Genomic DNA, 17134 nt, shown 5'->3' with positions numbered 1-17134 from the left:
TTTGTGGTGCTTTCCCTCTATCTGCTGGTGTCGTTGTGGCGCTTGGGCTGGCGCATGATCGGGGCCAGTGCGCTGGTCTTGTTCGCCCTCAATCCGATGACCCGGTTTGTGGCCTTTGGCGCGGTTTTTCCGCCGCCGCCGTCAGATTTGGCCGACCACCTCGCCGCGCCCTTGATCGACCGGCAGCCTGATCCGCTGCCCGATATCGTCATTCTCTACCTCGAGGGCACCGACCGGCGCTTTGCCGACACACGGTATTTCGGCGATTCCTACGCCCCGATCCGCGCCCTCGAACCCGAGGCTCTGACTTTTCAGGGCGTCGGCCAGATCGTCGGCACCAGTTGGAGCCTTGCGGGCATGGTGGCCTCGCTCTGTGGCGTTCCGTTGATGCCGCGCGGGTTTCTGGCGCGCAACAATTTCGACGGTATTTCCCGGTTCATGCCCAATCTGGTCTGCCTGACCGATGTTCTGGCGGATCATGGCTATCGGCTGGAGTATGTTGTCGGTGGTGACGCGGCCTTTGCCGGCATCGACGCGTTCTATCGCACCCACGGCGTTGAAACCCAGATTGATCTCGCGGCGCAATCGGCGCTTTACCCATCGGCCGAGGTGGAGGCCGCCTTGATCAACTGGATTGTCGACGACCAGTTGACCTTTGACACATCCCGCCTTCGGCACGACGCCCTTCTGGCCGACCCCGCGCCCTATACGTTGATCATCGAGACCATCGGCCCACATGGCGTGCCCGGTTATTTGTCGCGGCGCTGCACCGCGGATGGTCAGGCCGTGATGTCGCGCGAACAGGCGCAGGTGGTGCGCTGCACGACCGAGGACAGTCTGGCCTTTATCCGCGACATTCAGGAGGCCCACCGCGTGGCCGGTCGCGACCGGCCGCTCAAGATCATCCTGATGTCCGATCATCTGTCGCATCACGCCGACATTCCTGACGTGGCCCCCGAGCTGCATCTGGTCAACACGGTGCTGATGATCGGCGGCGACGGCGCCGGGACGATCAACGATACGCCGGGCAGCATGATTGACGTCTATCCAACCCTGCTGGAATGGCTCGGCTTTGCCGCGGCACCCGTTGCCGGGGGGCTGGGCCGGTCCTTGTTGCCGGGCAATGCCGAAACCTTGGTCATGCAGCATGGCATTCCGTTTCTGGACGCCATGTTGGTGGGCGATGCGCGCCTCAACCGGGCGATGTGGCATGGGTCGGACTGAGCCCGCCTAGATCGCCAGCGCCACCTTGCGCCCCTCGTGAAACGCATAGGGTGCCAGCCGTGGCGCGGCGGCGTCGCCGATCAAGGCAGGCGAGAGATCCTCGAGCGCTGTGCTGAGCAGATCAAAGGCGTGGTTCGTCGTGGCCATGATCAGCGCCGTCGCCGGAACCACGGTTTCCGAGCGATCCAGCAGCGACACCACCCGCGCGCCGCCATCGTTGCCCAACCACTCGGCAATCGCGGATTCCGCCATGAAACGCACCCCCAGCTTTGCCAACCTTGTGCGCGCGTAGCCATCGGCGGCGGTGCGGGTCAGGTCCTTGCCGACATAGGCGTCGGGTGTGACGATGGTCACCGCGTGTCCCGCTTCGGCCAGATGCCAGGCGGTGCCGACGCCTTTCCAGTGTCCGCCCTCGTCATAGACGATGACCGCGTGCCCCAAACGCGCCTCGCGGCGCATCGCGGCCTCGGCGGACCAGACGCCGCCGCGCGCAAGGCCGGGCAGGGTGGCGAGATGCGGCAGCCAGCGTTGAAACCCGTCCTCGTCGGGCAGTGACCCGGTGGCCAGGATCACCTGATCCGCGCCGATCTCACGCACCATGTTGTCATCGGCAAAGCTGTTCAGCCGCAGGTCCACGCCCAACCACTGCAACGCGCGCTCATACCAGTCCAGCAGATCGAGGATCTGCGCGCGCCTCGGTTGCAGACCCGCCAGCCGGAACTGCCCGCCGATCCGGGATTGCGCCTCGATCAGCGTGACACGGTGCCCGCGTTCTGCCGCGACGCGCGCCGCTTCCAGCCCGGCGGGGCCCGCGCCGATCACCAGCACCGATTTCGGGATGTCCGCCGCCGTAAACCTGTCGCCGCCCCATTCAAATTCGCGCCCCGCCGACGGGTTGATGAGGCACGAGATCCAATAGTCACGCGACCGCCGCCCCCAGCACATCTGGTTGCAGCTCAGACAGGGGCGCACCTGGTCGCTATGGCCGCGCGTGGTCTTGGCGGCCAGATGCGGGTCGGCGATCTGGCCGCGCACGATCGACACCAGATCCGCCGCCCCCGAGGCGATCACCTGCTCGCCCACATCGGGCGTGCGAATCCCGGCCTCGGCGGTGATCACCGCGTGTTTGACCACCGCTTTCAACTGCTGCGTGATCGGCACGGTCAGCGTGTCGGGTTCGGTAAAGGGCGGAATGATGCGCCCGAAATCCAGATACGAGCCCGCGCCGCAGGTGACGTAATCCACATGCCCGCTGGCGTCATGCAGGGCGATGATCTCGCACAGGGCCTCGGCTTGCAGGGTGACGTCATAGGCCGCGTCGTGGCTGATCGCGAGGCCGATGATGAACCCCTCGCCACACGCGCGCCGGATGCGCTCGATCAACAGCCGCGAGAACCTTGTGCGGTTTTCCAGCGAGCCGCCCCACTGGTCATCACGCCGGTTGGTCCAGGGCAGCCAGAATTGGTCAATCAGCGAATTATACGCCGCCCAGACCTCGACCCCCTGAAACCCCGCGGCTTTGGCGCGGCGGGCGGCGGCGGTATGGGCGTCGAGCAATTCCTGGATTTCCGCCTCGTGCATGGCATGCGAGCCGTCCGAGTCGTGATAGCTGGGCCGCCCGGATGGCGACCAATGCGGCGCAAAACTCAGGTCGGAATCGCCATGCGCGCCGATGTGGTAAATCTGCTGGATGATCGCCGCCCCCTCGGCGCGCACCGCCTCGGTCACGGCGCGGAAGGCGGGGATGATGCTGTCATCCTCGGCGCGAAAATTGCCGCGCGTCAGAACGCCGGTGCGATGTGCGGGCACCGGTTCTGCCACGATCAGGCCCGCGCCGCCCAAGGCACGCTCGCGCAGATAGTCGCGATAGCGCGGGCCGGGCAGCCCATCCTCGGCCATATTGGCGGTATGCGCGCCAAACACGATCCGGTTGCGCAGGGTAACACCGCGCAGGGGCAGGGGCGACAACAGGCGGGAATGGGGGGCGCTCATGGGAACCTCGGGAATTGTACCCGCGAACTCTGCGTCGGCTTTGGCGGCATGACAAGGCGACAGGCGGCGATTGGCGCGCGAATTGCGACAGCTCCGCCCCGTCAGAGCGCCGTTTCAACCCGGTGGCCGGGCGCATAGATCAGACGCACCGCGGTGATCGGGTGCTCGTTGCGCGTCGTGCGGTCCAACCCCAGCAGCGCCGCACCGGGCGCACAGCCCAGCAGCGCCGCCTGCGCCGGCTCTGCGTTCAGCGCCAGAAAACACAGCGTGCCCGAGGAAAAACTCTGGGTTTGCACCAGCCATTCATTCGCGCTCAAAGCATCGAACGTCACCTCGGCCCCGGCAATCTCCGGGTTCAGCCAGCGATCCTCGAGGCAAAATGGCGCGTCATCGGTGGTGTGAATCGCCATGATATGACGCATCTCAAAGGGTGTATCCGCACCCAGAACCGCCGCGATCTCTGCGGGCACCGGCGCCAGCGTATCCGAGAGCAAACGATAGCCCGCGGTTTGCCCGCGCGCCTCGATATCCTTGCGAATGATCGGGATTGAAAACACCGCCTTGCGCACCGGGTTCAGGGTCACCGTGGTCCCGCCACGACGGCGGCGCTCCAGCAGGCCGGAATCCGCCAGATCGCGCAACGCCCGGTTCACCGTGGCCCGCGCGCAGCCCAGTTCCTCGGCCAGATCGACCTCATCGGGAATACGCTCTCCGGCGGGCCATTCGTGGTTGCGAATGCGGCGCAGGGCTTCGTCGCGTACCGTTTGCCAGCGCAACGGTCCCTGCATCACAAGGCCTGCAACCGTTTCATCACAAGGCGATAGCCCGCCTCGATCGAGTCTCGGTTGCGATGCACGCCGCCGGAAACCACATGGCGTCCCCCAGACCAGACCTCGGAAACGGCGCGGTCGTCACCGGCGAATATCCAGGCATCGAGCACGCAATCGCCCGCGCGCCCTTCAAGGTCCACGCCCCCCATGTCCAGCGCCACCAGATCGGCCAATTCGCCCGGCGCGATCATGCCTTTGCCCCGGCCTGCCGCCTGCGCGCCGCCCAGCGCCGCACCCTCGAACAAGGCGCGCCCGGTTGACAGCTCGGGTGTCGCCAGAGCCGCGCGCACCCGGTCGCGCAGGCGCTGCGAATAGTCCAGCGTGCGCAGTTCTTCGGTCAACGAGATCCGCACGTTGCTGTCCGAGCCGATCCCGAACCGCCCCTTGGCCCCGGTCCAGGCCACACCATCGAAAATGCCGTCGCCCAGCGATGATTCCGTGATCGGGCACAGGCCCGCCACCGCGCCCGTCGCCGCCAGCGCCAGTGTCTCGGCGCGTTCCATCTGCGTCAGGTGGATCAGGCACCAGCGTTGATCGACGTCCACCTGATCCATGAGCCGCTGAACCGGGCGCTGGCCCCAGGCCGCCACTGTTTCCTCGACCTCGGCCATTTGCTCGGCCAGATGGATGTGGATCGGCGCGTCCGGGCGCAGGTCAACACAGGCCAGCAGCCCCTCGGGCGTCACCGCGCGCAGGGAATGCGGCGCCACGCCCAGCACCGCATCCTCGGGCAGGGCGCGCAGCGCCGATTGCGCCGCATCAAGCAGTTTTGCATAGCGCTCGGGGTCATTGCCAAAGCGAATCTGCCCCGGCCCCAGTGCGCGCTTGTCACAGCCACCCACTTGATAAAGCACGGGAAGTAATGTCAGACCAATACCCGACTCCTGTGCCGCCGCCACAACCCGCTGCGACATTTCGCCAAGCGCGTCATAGACCACACCGCCGGGCGCGTGATGCAGGTAATGGAACTCGACCGAGGCACCATAGCCGGCCTCCAGCATCTCCATCTGCACGAAAGCGGTGATCGCCTGCACGTCGTCGGGGGTCAGTTGGTCCATGAATTGATACATCAACTGGCGCCATGTCCAGAAACTGTCATGCGCGTTGGGGCCGCGCCGTTCGGTCATGCCGGCCATCGCGCGCTGAAACGCGTGCGAATGCAGGTTGGCGGGGGCCGGCAGCAAGGTGCCAAGCCGCGTATCACCCGGTTGCGGCTGCGTCCCGGTCTCGACCGCCGAAATCCGCGTGCCATCCACCGTGACGGTGACGCCCTGCGCCCAGCCCGTCGCACATAATGCCTGTTCTGCCCAAAGCTTGATCACACGAATCCCCGTTGACGCCTTCATTAAGTATATACATATTGGCGGTGCATTCGATGAACCGCAAGCAGTATTTTGGCGGTTACTGGCCCTCTAACCCTTCAACCGTGCAGGTTCCCCATGCTCATTCTGACCCCCGGATCGACCACACTGGAAACTCTGGAAAAGATTTATTATCAACAGCTTCCAGCGCGACTTGATGTCGATTGCCAGCCCGCCGTCGAGGCCGCAGCCGCCCTTGTCCGGGCCGCCGCGAACGGTGGTTCGGCGGTGTATGGCGTGAACACGGGCTTTGGCAAACTCGCCTCGGTCAAGATCGCGCCCGCGGATACCGAGACCTTGCAGCGCAACCTGATTCTCAGTCATTGCTGCGGCGTCGGCGAGGCGTTGGAGCCCGCGGCCACGCGGTTGATGATGGTTCTGAAACTTCTCAGCCTCGGGCGCGGGGCCTCGGGCGTGCGCTGGGATGTGATCGCCATCATCGAGGGCATGCTGGCCAAGAACGTCACCCCGGTGATCCCCGCGCAGGGGTCGGTGGGGGCCTCGGGCGATCTGGCACCCCTGGCGCATATGGCGGCGGTGATGATCGGCGCGGGCGAGGCCGAGTATGACGGCCAGCGCCTGCCCGGTGGCGAGGCCCTCAAGCGCGCGGGCCTGACACCCGTGGTTCTTGGCCCGAAAGAGGGGCTTGCGCTGATCAACGGCACGCAGTTTTCAACCGCTTTGGCGCTGATCGGCCTGTTCGCCGCCTGGCGCAACGCCCGCGCAGCACTGGTCACCGGGTGCCTGTCCACCGATGCGATCATGGGCTCCACGGCCCCGCTTCAGGCGATGATACACACGTTGCGCGGCCACAAGGGCCAGATCGAAACCGCGCAGGCCATGCGTGACCTGATGGCGGGCAGCGTCATCCGCGAGAGCCATCTGGACGGCGACACCCGCGTGCAGGACCCCTATTGCATCCGCTGCCAACCTCAGGTTCTGGGGGCGGCGCTGGACCTGCTGCGCTTTGCCGCCTCGACGCTGGAAACCGAATCGAACGCCGTGACCGACAACCCTCTGGTCACCCCCGAGGGCATCTTTTCTGGTGGTAACTTCCACGCGGAACCCGTTGCTTTCGCAGCGGATATCATCGCTCTGGCCGTCGCAGAGATTGGCGCGATCGCGCAGCGCCGCGTTGCCTTGATGGTGGACCCGACGCTCAGCCACGACCTGCCGCCGTTCCTGACGCCGAACCCTGGTTTGAACTCGGGCTATATGATCGCCGAAGTCACCACCGCCGCCTTGATGTCGGAAAACAAGCACCTTGCCACGCCGTGCAGCACCGATTCCACGCCGACCTCGGCCAATCAGGAAGATCACGTCAGCATGGCCGCGCATGGTGCGCGTCGTTTGTTGCGCATGAATGCCAATCTGTCGGTGATCCTGGGCGTCGAGGCGATCTGCGCCAGTCAGGGTATCGAATTCCGCGCACCGCTGACCACGGCACCGCGCCTGCAAGCGGTGATCACCAAGCTCCGCGGCACGATCCCGGCCTTGACGGACGACCGCTTCCTGGCGCCGGACATCGAAGCCGCCGCTGACCTCGTACGCACCGACGCGCTGCCCTGCGCGGCCAACCTCGATTTTGCGCTGTGATCCGCAGCGCGCGGCCCTCAACCCTTCTGGAGATTTGACATGTTTTTGAAAAACGCCTGGTATGTCGCGGCCTGGGATCACGAGATCGACGCCACCCTCAGGCAGATCACCGTGTTGAGCGAAAAGATCTGCGTCTATCGCAACACCGCGGGCGAAGTGATCGCCCTCGAGGATGCCTGCCCGCATCGCAAACTGCCGTTGTCCAAGGGGCGGCTGAAAGGCGATCAGGTGGAATGCGGCTATCACGGGCTGACCTTTGATTGTGCCGGGAAATGCGTCTGGGCACCGGGCACCGGGCGCATCCCGTCGAACGCCAATGTGCAGGCCTATCCATGCCACGAGAAATACGGGTTGGTGTGGATCTGGATGGGCAACCCGGCGCTGGCCGACCCCAATGAGATTTTCGAGATCGAACATTGGGGCGATCCGGCCTGGGGCGTCAACCGTGGCGCGGCGATGGAACTGGCGTGCAACTTTCTGTTGATGTGCGACAACCTGCTGGACCCGACGCATGTCTCGTGGGTGCACCAGACCTCCTTTGCGCAGGACGCGACCAAGACGACACCGCTGCGGGTCAGCAAGACCGACGACGGCATCATCGTGCACCGCTGGATGATGAACGTCGAACCCGCGCCATTCTACAAGAAAGTCATTGGATTCAAGGGGAATTGCGACCGGTTGCAGCATTACGAGGTGCGCTACCCCAGCCATGCGCTGATCCGGGCGATCTTTACCCCGGCGGGCACCGGCGGGCCGGACGGGCCGCTGCATGAGGACACGTTCATCATGGACAGCCTCAATTTCATGACCCCCACGACCGAAAGCGAGACGCGCTATTACTGGTTCCAGCTGCGCAACATCCGCCCTGAGGATGAGGCGCTCAGTGCGATGATGACCGCCGATGTGCAAAAGGCGTTTGAAGAGGACCGCGCGGTGCTGTCGCAAGTGCAGATCGGCATGACCAACAAGCGCACGCCGCATATCGACCTGCCGATTGACGGCGGGCAATTGCGGTTCCGGCGCAGGCTTGAGGCGATGATCGCCGAGGAGCAGGCGGTGGATCTCAAGATGCAGGAGTAATGCGGTGATGTGACCGGGTGATCAGGCGGCGCTTGGGGGCATCGAGCCCCCGCGCGCCGGTGGGGCCCGCCCCACGCCCGGCCCAAGGGGGGCACGCCCCCCTTGGGAAACCCCGTGAGTATTTCTGGCAAGATGAAGCGGGCGTAACACCCTTCCGTGAGGCGGGGTGACGCGTTTGGTGCTTGACCGCACGCGAGTTTCGCCCGAGGTTGCGCGCGCCTTACCAGAGTGCGGACCCCATGACCGGCACAACCAGACCTTTTGCCGCCTTCGAGTGGATGATCGCCTGGCGCTATTTGCGCGCCCGTCGCGCCGAGGGTGGCGTCAGTGTGATGACCTGGATCTCGTTGATCGGTATCGCCTTGGCGGTGTTTGCGCTGATTGCCACTTTGGCCGTGCGATCCGGGTTTCGCACCGAGTTTGTCGATACGATCCTGGGCGCGAATGCCCATGCGACGGTGTATTATTCGTCCGCGATGACCGAAAACGGGCAGCTGTCGCGCACCATTGCCGATTATTCCGACCTTGCGGCGCGTTTGGAAGCGGTGCCCGGCGTGACCAGCGCCATGCCGTTGATCAAGGGGCAGGTCATGGCCAGCGCCGACGGGCATAACGCGGGCGTCGAGGTGTTCGGCATCGCTTATGAGGATCTGATCACCATTCCGCGGATCGCCGTCTCGGACCGGGCGCGCGGCGATATCGGCCGGTTCAACGAGGGCATTGCAATTGGCGAGGGGGTGGCGCGTGAGTTGAACGCGCAGGTCGGCGACCGCATTCGCATCATCTCGCCCGAGGGGGTGCGCACCGCCTTTGGCACCTCGCCGCGCGTGAACGCCTATGAGGTGGTCTATATCTTCTCGGCCGGGCGTTATGATATTGACCGCACACGGGTTTATTTGCCCTTTACCGAGGCGCAGGTTTTTTTCAACCGCGATGGCGTGGCGGATGAAATCGAGGTGATGTTGACCGCGCCCGAGGCCGTCGAATCCCTGACCTATCAACTGCTGCATGCCGCCGGAGAGCGCGCGATGATCTGGACCTGGCGCGATTCTGCGGGTTCGTTCCTGCGCGCGCTGGATATCGAAGACAACGTGATGTTCATCATCCTCTCGATCCTTGTGCTGATTGCGGCGATGAATATCATTTCCGGGCTGATCATGCTGGTGAAGAACAAGGGCCGGGATATTGGAATCCTGCGCACGATGGGCCTGTCGGAGGGCTCGATTTTGCGGATATTTTTCCTGTGCGGGTCGTTGGTTGGCGTGGTGGGCACCGGCATTGGCGTGATCGCGGGTTGCCTGTTCGCGCTCTATATCGACCCGATTTTCGCGACGGTGAACTATCTGTCGGGCGGCGGGGTCTGGGACCCGGAAATCCGCGGCATCTATGCCTTGCCCGCGCAATTGCGGCTGGTGGATGTGGTCAAGGCGGTGTCGCTGTCGCTGGGATTGTCGTTCATTGTGACGATCTTTCCCGCGCGCCGCGCGGCCCGCATGAACCCTGTCGAGGCGCTGCGCTATGAGTGATCCGGTTCTGTCACTTGAAGGGATTGTCAAAACCTATGCCGGCGGGGCAGGTGGGTCGGTGGATGTGCTGGCCGGGGCCTCGATGTCGCTGCACAAGGGCGAGGTTGTGGCGCTGGTGGCCCCGTCGGGCGCGGGCAAGTCGACGCTGTTGCATATCGCCGGATTGCTGGACGCGCCCAACGCCGGGCGGGTGGTGATCGACGGCGCGGACATGACGCAGCTGGGCGACGACACGCGCACCGCCGTGCGCCGTGCCCAGGTTGGGTTTGTTTATCAATTCCACCATTTGCTGCCGGAATTCTCGGCGTTGGAGAATGTCATGCTGCCGCAATTGGCCAATGGCGTGTCCCGCCGCGACGCCAGGGCGCGGGCCGAGGATCTGTTGGCGCGCGTCGGCCTGAGCAAACGTGGCACGCACCGCCCGGCGGAACTGTCGGGTGGCGAGCAGCAACGTGTCGCCTTTTGCCGCGCGATGGCGAATGCGCCGCATATCCTGCTGGCCGATGAGCCGACCGGCAATCTGGACCCGGGAACCTCGGATCAGGTGTTCGGGGTGCTGATGGATCTGGTGCGCGAAACCGGCCTGTCGGCGCTGATTGCCACGCATAATCTGGAGCTTGCGGCGCGGATGGACCGGGTTTTGCGGCTGGATGCGGGCAGAATTGCCACGCCTCGGGATTGAGTCAGCGAAAATCCGCCGAAAATCTTGACTCCTCTGTCAGACATTCAGCATCTGGATGAAGGCACTGCCATGCCGTTCAGTAAACTTGTCAACCGGGGGGTTGGAATGTCTCGCTTTTTGAAGGGCGCCGTTGCGGCGCTATTGCTCTTGCTGCCACTTTCGGGCGCACAGGCCAGCACCATTGTGGCGCGCGTCAGTGTCGATACGCAGACCATGCATGTCTATATCGACGGCCAGTTGCGCTATGAATGGCCGGTGTCGACGGCGCGTTCGGGCAAATACACGCCGCGCGGTGAGTGGTCGCCGCAGTGGTTGTCGCGCTGGCACCGCTCCAGCCTCTATGGCAATGCGCCGATGCCCTTCGCGATCTTCTATGACGGCGACTATGCAATCCATGCCACGGACGCGATCAGCCGGCTGGGACGCCCGGCCAGTGCGGGCTGCGTGCGTCTGCATCCCGACAACGCCTCGTTGCTGTTTGCGATGGTGCAAGAGCAGGGCATGGACAGCATGCGCGTCGTTGTCGTCGATTGACACCGCGTGAGTCTGGAAAACCACAGGTCGCCCCCATAATCTGGGGGCGGGTTTTTTTCGCTACCCAAGGTTTGGCGTGTTCCCTATAAGGGCTGTGGATAACCCACACGCGACCCCGAGGGAGAGGCCATGCGCTGTCCGTTTTGCGGAAATGTCGATACTCAGGTGAAAAATTCTCGCCCGGCCGAGGACCATGTCTCCATCCGGCGGCGGCGTTTTTGTCCGGCCTGTGGTGGTCGCTTTACCACCTATGAACGTGTGCAGTTGCGCGATCTGGTGGTGGTGAAATCCTCGGGCAAACGCGAACCGTTCGACCGCGACAAATTGGAGCGCTCGATCCGTATCTCGATGCAGAAACGTCCGGTGGAGCCCGAGCGCATCGAGCAGATGATCTCGGGCATCGTGCGGCGTCTGGAAAGCATGGGCGAGACCGACATTCCCAGTGCCGCGATCGGCGAGATCGTGATGGAAACGCTGGCCCGGATCGACACCGTCGCCTATGTGCGCTTTGCCAGTGTTTACAAGAACTTCCAGGCGGCGGATGATTTCGACAAATTCGTCTCGGAACTGCGGCCGCCGGTGGTGGACGAGGAATAGCCTTTTTGAAGGGGGCTTTGCCCCCCTCTTGGCCTGCGGCCAATTCACCCCCCAGGATATTGAGGGAACAAAGATGGGTGTCGGCGCGACCGAGCTTGATCGGCGCTACATGAAATCGGCCATCGGGCTGGCGGCGCGGGGGTTGGGTACGGTCTGGCCCAATCCGGCGGTCGGCTGCGTGATTGTGCGCGATGGAATCGTGCAGGGTCGGGGTTGGACCCAGCCGGGCGGTCGGCCGCATGGCGAGGTGCAGGCGCTGGCGCAGGCGGGCGAGAGGGCGCGCGGCGCGACCGCGTATGTCAGTCTTGAACCCTGCGCGCACCATGGGAAAACACCGCCCTGTGCCGAGGCGTTGATCGCGGCGGGGGTAGCCCGTGTCGTCAGCGCCATGACCGATCCGGACCCGCGGGTGGCCGGGCGCGGGCACGCGATGTTGCGCGCGGCGGGCGTGCGTGTCACCGAGGCGGTCGAAGGGGACGCCGCGCTGCTGGCCAATGCCGGGTTCGTGTCGCGCGTGACGCGGGGGCGGCCGATGGTGACGCTGAAGCTTGCGCTGACGCTGGATGCGCGGATTGCCACGGCGACAGGGCAAAGCCGCTGGATCACCGGGCCCGAGGCGCGCCGGATGGTGCATTTGATGCGCGCGCAGCATGATGCGGTTCTGGTGGGCGCGGGCACGGCGCGCGCGGATGACCCGGACCTGCGGGTGCGCGATCTGGGCGAGCTGCCGCAACCGGTGCGGATCGTGGCCGACAGCCGCCTGACCTTGTCGCCGGACAATCGGCTGGGGCGTAGCCTTGGGGCGGCGCCGGTTTGGCTTGTGCATGGGCCGGACGCACCCGAGGCGGCGCGGCAGGCTTGGGCGGCGCGTGGCGCGCGCCTGATCGCCTGCAAGCTTGATGCCCAGGGGCAATTGGACCTGCCCGATGTGCTGCAAACCCTGGGCGCGGCGGGGTTGACGCGGGTCTTGTGCGAGGGCGGTGGCGGGCTTTCGGCCAGCCTTGTGCGCGACGACCTGGTTGATGATCTGGCGATTTTCAGCGCCGGGCACCTGTTTGGCGCGGATGGCACGGCGGGGCTGGCGGCCCTGGGTGTTTGCGCGATTTTGCCCCATCGCTGGGCGCTGGCGCGATCACAACCTGTTGGGGTGGATTTGTTTCATCTCTGGCGCAGGATTGGCTATCCATTTGCAATGTAACACTTTTTTAACCAATCCTCAAAACCGTCTCATTCACTGCTTACTTGTGCCACAGTGAGATGTGAAACCGATGCAGACGAAGTGTTGAACTCTGGGGTGTTCCGCCCCAAATAGGACGGTGAACAGGAGCGCAGGGCCGATCTTGGGCCATCTGCGACGAAAATGAGTTGAGGTAAGCATGTCAGATCAATCGAACACTTTCGCGGTATTGGCATTGCGCGACATGGTCGTGTTTCCACACATGGTCGTTCCGTTGTTTGTCGGTCGCGATAAATCGATCCGGGCGCTTGAGACGGTGATGCAGAATGATCAGCAGATCCTTCTGGTCACGCAGATCGACAATGCCGCCGAGGATCCTGCCGCGGATGAGCTGTATCAGGTTGGCGTTTTGGCCTCGGTGCTGCAGCTGCTGCGCCTGCCGGATGGCACCGTCAAGGTTCTGGTCGAGGGGAAAACCCGTGTCCGGATCAAGGACTTCGTTGAAAACGATCAACATTTCGAGGCCACCGCCGAAGTGTTGGAAGAAACCGATGGCGACGAGGCCTCCGTGGTCGCACTGACCCGTGCGGTGCTCGACGATTTCGAGCGCTACGCCAAGATCAAGCGCAATGTGCCCGAAGAGGCGCTTGCCGCGGTGAGCGATGCGGATGCGCCGGGCCGTCTGGCCGATCTGGCCGCCGGGCATCTGGCCGTCGAGGTGCCGCGCAAGCAGGAGTTGCTGGAAACGCTGAATATCGGCGAGCGTCTGGAAAAGGTCTATGGCCTGATGGAGGGCGAGATTTCCGTCCTGCAAGTCGAGCGCAAGATCAAGAGCCGCGTGAAAACCCAGATGGAGCGCACCCAGCGCGACTATTATCTGAATGAGCAGATGAAGGCCATTCAGAAGGAATTGGGCGACGGCGAGGATGGCCAGAACGAGTTGGCCGAGCTGGAAAACCGCATCAAGGAGACCAAATTCTCCAAGGAAGCGCGCGAGAAGGCCGAGGGCGAGCTGAAAAAGCTCAAGTCGATGTCACCGATGTCGGCCGAGGCCACGGTTGTGCGCAACTATCTGGATTGGTTGCTGGCCTTGCCATGGGGTGTGAAAAGCCGGGTCAAGAAGGACCTTGGCCGCGCGCAAACCGTGCTTGACGAAGACCACTACAGCCTGGAAAAGGTCAAGGAGCGCATCGTCGAATATCTCGCGGTGCAATCGCGCTCGGCCAAGCTGAAGGGGCCGATCCTGTGCCTCGTTGGCCCTCCGGGTGTCGGCAAAACCAGCCTTGGCCGCTCGGTTGCGCGGGCCACGGGGCGCGAATTCATCCGCATTTCCCTTGGTGGCGTGCGCGACGAGAGCGAGATCCGCGGCCACCGGCGCACTTATATTGGCTCCATGCCGGGCAAGGTGATTCAAGCGTTGAAAAAGGCCAAGACCACCAACCCGCTGATCTTGCTCGATGAAATCGACAAGATGGGGCAGGATTTCCGCGGCGATCCGGCCAGCGCCATGCTGGAAGTGCTTGATCCGGAACAGAACTCGACCTTCGTCGACCATTATCTCGAGGTGGAATATGACCTCAGCGACGTGATGTTCATCACCACGGCGAACTCCTATAACATGCCCGGCCCGCTGCTGGACCGGATGGAGATCATTCCGCTGTCAGGCTACACCGAGGATGAGAAAACCCAGATCGCACGCCGCCACCTGATGCCCAAGGTGATCAAGAACCACGGGCTGAAAAAGGGTGAACTCAGCGTGTCCGAGGGGGCGATGACGGCGATCTTGCGCCACTACACCCGCGAAGCCGGGGTCCGCAACCTCGAGCGCGAATTGTCCAAACTGGCGCGCAAGGCGATCACCAAGATCATCAAGCGTGAGACCAAACATGTCGAAGTCACGGATGAAAACCTGTCCGACTTCCTCGGCGTCCAGCGTCATCGCTATGGCCTGGCCGAGACCGAGGATCAGGTCGGCGTGGTCACCGGGCTGGCCTGGACCAGTGTGGGCGGCGAATTGCTGCAGATCGAGGCGCTGAAACTGCCCGGCAAGGGGCGGATGAAGACCACCGGCAAGCTGGGCGACGTGATGAAGGAAAGCATCGAGGCAGCCAGCAGTTTCGTGCGCTCCATTGCGCCCGAAATCGGCGTGAAACCGCCGCGCTTCGACGCCATCGACATCCACGTCCACGTTCCCGAAGGCGCCACGCCCAAGGACGGCCCTTCGGCCGGGGTCGGCATGGTCACCTCGATTGTCTCGGTGCTGACCAACATCCCGGTGCGCAAGGAAGTGGCGATGACCGGCGAGGTGACGCTGCGCGGCAATGTGCTGCCGATTGGTGGCCTCAAGGAGAAACTTCTGGCGGCGCTGCGTGGCGGCATCACCAAGGTGTTGATCCCGATGGAAAACGCCAAGGATCTGACCGAGATCCCCGAAAACGTCAAAGAGGGGTTGGAGATCATCCCGGTCAGCCATGTCCGCGAAGTGCTCAAGCACGCTTTGGTGCGCCAGCCCGAACCCATCGAATGGGATGAGGTTGCCGAAGAAGCCGCACAGGCCGCAAGGCTTGCCGGTCGCGGCGATGAGCCGGGCCTGACCGCGCATTAAGCGCAACAACTCCAAGACCATACCGCGCCCTCAACCTTGGGGGCGCGGTTTTTTTGTGGCTCAACGGCTCGGGGCGGTGGTCCTGGGGATCGGGAAAATCAGGTCATAGGTCCAGTTGAACACAAAGGCATAGACCAGATAAAACGCCGCGAAAGAGATATCCATGGCCAGCGCCTGCCACAGTGTCAGGTCCAGATACCAGGCAATGAACGGCAACAGCACCAGCAGCAGCCCCGCCTCGAACAACAGCGCATGAAGAACCCGCAGCGCCACCGTCTTGCGCGTGTGGCCAAGCGCCCGTTGCATCAGGTGATCAAAGCCCAGATTATACAGGTAATTCCACAAGGTCGCCAAACTTGCGCCGACCAGGGCGATCACCCCGATGGCGTTGACCGGTTTGTCAAAGACCAGCGCACCCAGCGGGGTTACCAGCGCCAAGCCGATGATCTCAAAGGACACGGCATGACGAATACGGTCTGGGGTGGTCCGCATGGCGACCTCTGGAACAGGGCCGGGTCGTCCCGGCGTATTGGCCCAAATCGGGTGAGGTCGTCCTCGAGGCGTGCAGTCTAGCGCAGGGAAAGCCGGGTTCCAAGGGGCAGGGGCTTTGTGCCGCCGACCCGGTTTTTGCACGAATTCGCAGGAACCCTCTTGAGCCTGCCGGAAACACCGCTTAGATAGCCGCCACGGGGGCGATTAGCTCAGCGGTAGAGCGCTTCGTTCACATCGAAGATGTCAGGGGTTCAAATCCCTTATCGCCCACCATTCCCTTCCCCGCATTGGCCCTGCACCTGACCTGCGCCAAGGTTGGGTGTCTCAGGCAAAAGGCCGTCATCATGGTTACACTTTACGGGTCTTTGCGGTCTCGGACCCTGCGTCCGCTCTGGCTGTTGCGCGAAATGGACGCCCCGTTCGAGTGGGTGCCGGTGGTCCAGGCCTATCGGATCGGCGACCCATCAGCCGCCAGCGCGCCCGTCAACACGGCCAGCGCCGCGTTCCGCGCCCTGAACCCGATGGCGCAGGTTCCCGCGATGACCGACGGCGAACTGACGCTGACGGAATCGATGGCGATAACCCTCTATCTCGCGCGGAAATTCGGCGGCCCGCTGACCCCGCAGACCGAGGTCGAGGAGGCCCTGACGTTGCAATGGGCGTTTTTTGGCGACTCGACCATCGAGCAGCCCGCGCTGGACATTCTGATCGTCAATCACCGCGGCACTGTGGACACCGAGCAGGGCCGGGCAACCATCGACGCCGCAAGAAAGGCGCTGCAACAGCCCTTTGCGCGGCTCGACGCGCATCTGCAATCGCGGCCCTGGTTGCTGGGCGACCGGTTCACCGTCGCCGATATCCTGTTGGTGGAATGCGTGCGCTTTGCCATGTATGATACGGTGGCCTTTGCCGAGTTCGCGGCGTTGCGTCGCTGGCTCGAGGCCTGTCGCGCGCGTCCGGTGTTCACCCAGCTTTGGGCCGAGCGCACCGCCGAGCCGGACCGTTACGCGTGACACCCGCCACTCAGCCCCGGGTGCGCAACAGCCCCAGCGAACAGCCCAAGGCATAGCCCGCAAGGGCCGGCCCGCCAAAACCGCCCATGATCCATTGCGCCGGATTGTCCACAAACCGCGTGTCCGCGAGGAACGCCATGACCGCCAGCCATGCGTTGAGGCCGATCAGCGCCGAAAGGGTCCACAGCGCGCGGCGCAAGTCACCCGCGCGGACCCGGCGGTGCCCCAGCCAGAGCGCCACACAGGCCAGCACAACCGCCGCCGCCAACAGCATCGTCGCCACAACACTCATCATACCGTTCAGATCACCTTGCATCGCATCCATGTTGACCTCCTGAACTCCGCCACACCATATCGCCATTCCGGCACGGTTCCAGCCCTAAACCTTGCGTCGGCGTGCTGCCAATGGTCTATTGCCCGGAACA

General features: G+C 63.8%; 15 protein-coding genes and 1 tRNA gene. 11 read left to right on the top strand and 5 right to left on the bottom strand.

Going from position 1 to position 17134, the window contains the following annotated elements:
* Window positions 1-6: 6 nt before the first annotated feature.
* On the top strand, window positions 7-1224 hold the full coding sequence (locus tag VDQ28_RS16530; RefSeq protein ID WP_323036972.1) for a sulfatase-like hydrolase/transferase: 1218 nt from the start codon (window positions 7-9) through the stop codon (window positions 1222-1224).
* A gap of 6 nt (window positions 1225-1230) precedes the next feature.
* Here VDQ28_RS16530 and VDQ28_RS16525 read toward each other — a convergent pair whose 3' ends face one another.
* From VDQ28_RS16525 to VDQ28_RS16515, 3 genes are all read right to left on the bottom strand, one after another.
* A complete protein-coding gene (locus VDQ28_RS16525; RefSeq protein WP_323036971.1) occupies window positions 1231-3216 on the bottom strand; it encodes an FAD-dependent oxidoreductase in 1986 nt (661 codons plus the stop codon).
* A gap of 101 nt (window positions 3217-3317) precedes the next feature.
* Window positions 3318-4004, bottom strand: a complete 687-nt coding sequence (locus tag VDQ28_RS16520) for a UTRA domain-containing protein (protein ID WP_323036970.1) — start codon at window positions 4002-4004, stop codon at window positions 3318-3320.
* Entirely contained in the window at window positions 4004-5392 is a 1389-nt protein-coding gene (locus VDQ28_RS16515; protein WP_416349398.1) for a formimidoylglutamate deiminase, read from the bottom strand. The genes VDQ28_RS16520 and VDQ28_RS16515 overlap by 1 nt, the downstream gene beginning before the upstream one ends.
* Before the next feature lie 93 nt (window positions 5393-5485).
* On the opposite strand from VDQ28_RS16515, the gene hutH reads away from it, so the two are divergent.
* From hutH to lon, 8 genes are all read left to right on the top strand, one after another.
* The gene (gene hutH / locus VDQ28_RS16510) at window positions 5486-7003 is read left to right on the top strand and encodes a histidine ammonia-lyase (RefSeq protein ID WP_323036968.1); all 1518 of its coding nucleotides are present in this window, start codon (window positions 5486-5488) and stop codon (window positions 7001-7003) included.
* Between the two features lie 39 nt (window positions 7004-7042).
* On the top strand, window positions 7043-8083 hold the full coding sequence (locus VDQ28_RS16505) for an aromatic ring-hydroxylating dioxygenase subunit alpha (protein WP_323036967.1): 1041 nt from the start codon (window positions 7043-7045) through the stop codon (window positions 8081-8083).
* 239 nt (window positions 8084-8322) lie between these two features.
* Complete coding sequence (locus VDQ28_RS16500; protein WP_323036966.1) at window positions 8323-9609, top strand: lipoprotein-releasing ABC transporter permease subunit; 1287 nt, start codon at window positions 8323-8325, stop codon at window positions 9607-9609.
* On the top strand, window positions 9602-10291 hold the full coding sequence (locus VDQ28_RS16495) for an ABC transporter ATP-binding protein (RefSeq protein WP_323036965.1): 690 nt from the start codon (window positions 9602-9604) through the stop codon (window positions 10289-10291). The genes VDQ28_RS16500 and VDQ28_RS16495 overlap by 8 nt, the downstream gene beginning before the upstream one ends.
* Before the next feature lie 105 nt (window positions 10292-10396).
* The gene (locus VDQ28_RS16490) at window positions 10397-10825 is read left to right on the top strand and encodes a L,D-transpeptidase (RefSeq protein ID WP_323036964.1); all 429 of its coding nucleotides are present in this window, start codon (window positions 10397-10399) and stop codon (window positions 10823-10825) included.
* Between the two features lie 129 nt (window positions 10826-10954).
* Window positions 10955-11422, top strand: a complete 468-nt coding sequence (gene nrdR, locus VDQ28_RS16485) for a transcriptional regulator NrdR (RefSeq protein WP_323036963.1) — start codon at window positions 10955-10957, stop codon at window positions 11420-11422.
* 73 nt (window positions 11423-11495) lie between these two features.
* The gene (gene ribD / locus VDQ28_RS16480) at window positions 11496-12620 is read left to right on the top strand and encodes a bifunctional diaminohydroxyphosphoribosylaminopyrimidine deaminase/5-amino-6-(5-phosphoribosylamino)uracil reductase RibD (protein WP_323036962.1); all 1125 of its coding nucleotides are present in this window, start codon (window positions 11496-11498) and stop codon (window positions 12618-12620) included.
* A gap of 178 nt (window positions 12621-12798) precedes the next feature.
* Window positions 12799-15204, top strand: a complete 2406-nt coding sequence (lon, locus tag VDQ28_RS16475) for an endopeptidase La (protein ID WP_323036961.1) — start codon at window positions 12799-12801, stop codon at window positions 15202-15204.
* Window positions 15205-15264: 60 nt separating this feature from the next.
* Here the strand turns inward: lon and VDQ28_RS16470 are convergent, their stop codons facing one another.
* Window positions 15265-15696: a PACE efflux transporter gene (locus VDQ28_RS16470; protein ID WP_323036960.1), complete on the bottom strand. Its 432-nt coding sequence runs from the start codon at window positions 15694-15696 to the stop codon at window positions 15265-15267.
* 198 nt (window positions 15697-15894) lie between these two features.
* Here VDQ28_RS16470 and VDQ28_RS16465 point away from each other — a divergent pair.
* Both VDQ28_RS16465 and VDQ28_RS16460 read left to right on the top strand, forming a co-directional pair.
* Window positions 15895-15969: transfer RNA gene (locus VDQ28_RS16465), tRNA-Val, on the top strand.
* A gap of 71 nt (window positions 15970-16040) precedes the next feature.
* Window positions 16041-16709: a glutathione S-transferase family protein gene (locus VDQ28_RS16460; protein WP_323036959.1), complete on the top strand. Its 669-nt coding sequence runs from the start codon at window positions 16041-16043 to the stop codon at window positions 16707-16709.
* Between the two features lie 10 nt (window positions 16710-16719).
* Here VDQ28_RS16460 and VDQ28_RS16455 read toward each other — a convergent pair whose 3' ends face one another.
* On the bottom strand, window positions 16720-17034 hold the full coding sequence (locus VDQ28_RS16455; protein ID WP_323036958.1) for a hypothetical protein: 315 nt from the start codon (window positions 17032-17034) through the stop codon (window positions 16720-16722).
* Between the last annotated feature and the right edge of the window lie 100 nt (window positions 17035-17134).

The organism is Pararhodobacter sp. (assembly GCF_034676545.1).
Classification (GTDB): Bacteria; Pseudomonadota; Alphaproteobacteria; order Rhodobacterales; family Rhodobacteraceae; genus Pararhodobacter.
Note: the sequence above shows the minus strand (reverse complement) of the source record. Positions and strands in the feature narration are given on the sequence as shown.

Excerpts from the sequence above, each read along its gene's own strand:
- hutH (WP_323036968.1), top strand. The coding sequence starts at position 5,486 with ATGCTCATTCTGACCCCCGGATCGACCACACTGGAAACTCTGGAAAAG.
- VDQ28_RS16455 (WP_323036958.1), bottom strand. The coding sequence starts at position 17,034 with ATGGATGCGATGCAAGGTGATCTGAACGGTATGATGAGTGTTGTGGCG.
- VDQ28_RS16525 (WP_323036971.1), bottom strand. The coding sequence starts at position 3,216 with ATGAGCGCCCCCCATTCCCGCCTGTTGTCGCCCCTGCCCCTGCGCGGT.
- nrdR (WP_323036963.1), top strand. The coding sequence starts at position 10,955 with ATGCGCTGTCCGTTTTGCGGAAATGTCGATACTCAGGTGAAAAATTCT.
- ribD (WP_323036962.1), top strand. The coding sequence starts at position 11,496 with ATGGGTGTCGGCGCGACCGAGCTTGATCGGCGCTACATGAAATCGGCC.
- VDQ28_RS16500 (WP_323036966.1), top strand. The coding sequence starts at position 8,323 with ATGACCGGCACAACCAGACCTTTTGCCGCCTTCGAGTGGATGATCGCC.
- VDQ28_RS16495 (WP_323036965.1), top strand. The coding sequence starts at position 9,602 with ATGAGTGATCCGGTTCTGTCACTTGAAGGGATTGTCAAAACCTATGCC.
- VDQ28_RS16460 (WP_323036959.1), top strand. The coding sequence starts at position 16,041 with ATGGTTACACTTTACGGGTCTTTGCGGTCTCGGACCCTGCGTCCGCTC.
- VDQ28_RS16490 (WP_323036964.1), top strand. The coding sequence starts at position 10,397 with ATGTCTCGCTTTTTGAAGGGCGCCGTTGCGGCGCTATTGCTCTTGCTG.
- lon (WP_323036961.1), top strand. The coding sequence starts at position 12,799 with ATGTCAGATCAATCGAACACTTTCGCGGTATTGGCATTGCGCGACATG.
- VDQ28_RS16520 (WP_323036970.1), bottom strand. The coding sequence starts at position 4,004 with ATGCAGGGACCGTTGCGCTGGCAAACGGTACGCGACGAAGCCCTGCGC.
- VDQ28_RS16515 (WP_416349398.1), bottom strand. The coding sequence starts at position 5,392 with ATGAAGGCGTCAACGGGGATTCGTGTGATCAAGCTTTGGGCAGAACAG.
- VDQ28_RS16470 (WP_323036960.1), bottom strand. The coding sequence starts at position 15,696 with ATGCGGACCACCCCAGACCGTATTCGTCATGCCGTGTCCTTTGAGATC.
- VDQ28_RS16505 (WP_323036967.1), top strand. The coding sequence starts at position 7,043 with ATGTTTTTGAAAAACGCCTGGTATGTCGCGGCCTGGGATCACGAGATC.